Source organism: Carnobacterium sp. GW821-FHT04C06 (assembly GCF_059420345.1).
In genome coordinates this window covers 1-1,349 of the sequence record NZ_JBWKTN010000014.1, presented here as the reverse complement: position 1 = coordinate 1,349, position 1,349 = coordinate 1, and the positions used below count along the sequence as shown (strand labels likewise).

The 1,349-nt window shown below is 41.3% G+C and carries 1 protein-coding gene; it reads left to right on the top strand.

Going from position 1 to position 1,349, the window contains the following annotated elements; translation table 11 throughout:
• On the top strand, positions 1 to 1,349 hold a 1,349-nt coding region (locus AC07SW_RS13310), incomplete at both ends, for a PTS transporter subunit EIIC (protein WP_494633160.1).

Sequence of the window (1,349 nt, the reverse complement as noted above, 5' to 3'; positions counted from 1 at the left end):
ATCATGTTAAATCAAATGCAAAAAATTGGGAAAGCGTTAATGCTTCCAATCGCAGTATTACCTGCTGCTGGGTTGTTAAATCGACTTGGTGCAGCAGATGTGTTAAATGTACCGTTTATGAATGCCGGTGGAAATTCAATTTTCACTTATCTTTCGTTAATGTTCGCAATGGGAATTGCCATTGGATTGTCAAAAGACAATAGCGGGATTGCGGCTCTTGGAGGCGCATTGATTTATTTCGTATTGAACTTTGGTGTTATTGGCGTTAATGAAAACATTAATATGGGTGTTTTCGCTGGTTTTATCGCAGGTCTGATGTCGCCACTGATTTACAACCGTGTTTACGATAAATATGAAGGTTCGCCTTACTTCAACGGTCGTCATATCGCGTTATTATTGAATGTGATTGCAGCGCTTTTATTAGTCGCTATTTTTGGCCTGATTTGGCCAACGGTTCAAAACGGATTAGACCACATCAACAGCTTTATCGTTGGTGCCGGTGCTTTAGGAGCAGGTGTCTTTGAATTTGCTAACCGTATGTTAATTCCAACAGGCTTGCATCATGTATTAAATTCATACTTGTGGTTTGCCTATGGTTCATTCCCAGACGCTGCAACAGGTGTCATGGCGAATGGCGATATCAACCGTTTCTTTGCGGGAGACCCAACAGCTGGAGCTTTCCAAGTAGGATTCTTCCCAATTATGATGTTCGGCTTACCAGCTGCTGCAATGGCAATGGTGGCTGCAGCTAAACCAAACAAACGTAAAGCAACTTTTGGAATGATGTTATCGGTTGCTGTTACAGCCTTTTTAACAGGTATTACAGAACCGCTTGAGTTTTCATTTATGTTTGTTGCTTTTCCGTTGTATGTAGTTCACGCAGTTTTAGCCGGAATCGCTGGATTTGTAACGAATTTATTAGGCATTAAAATGGGCTTCACGTTCAGTGCAGGGGCGATTGATTATGCGTTAAACTTTGGTCTAGGTACAAAAGCTTGGATGTTGATTCCAATCGGCTTCGTTTTTGCAGTTGTGTACTTTGTGATTTTTTACTTCTCTATTCTTAAATTTGATATTAAAACACCCGGTCGTGAAGACGATGAGGATGAAGCAGATTTAGCAGCGGAAGTTCCAAATGCAGGCGTTCAAACAGCAGTGGCGGGGTTAGGTGCTTCTGAAAATGATGTAGCTCCAACAGGAGATAAATACGACATTATGGCAGCTAAGTATATTACAGCACTTGGCGGACCTGATAATTTCACAAGTATCGACAATTGTACGACTCGTTTGCGTTTACAAATGAAAGATACAAGTATTGTGAACGAGCAAGCGTTGAAAAAAGCAGGAGC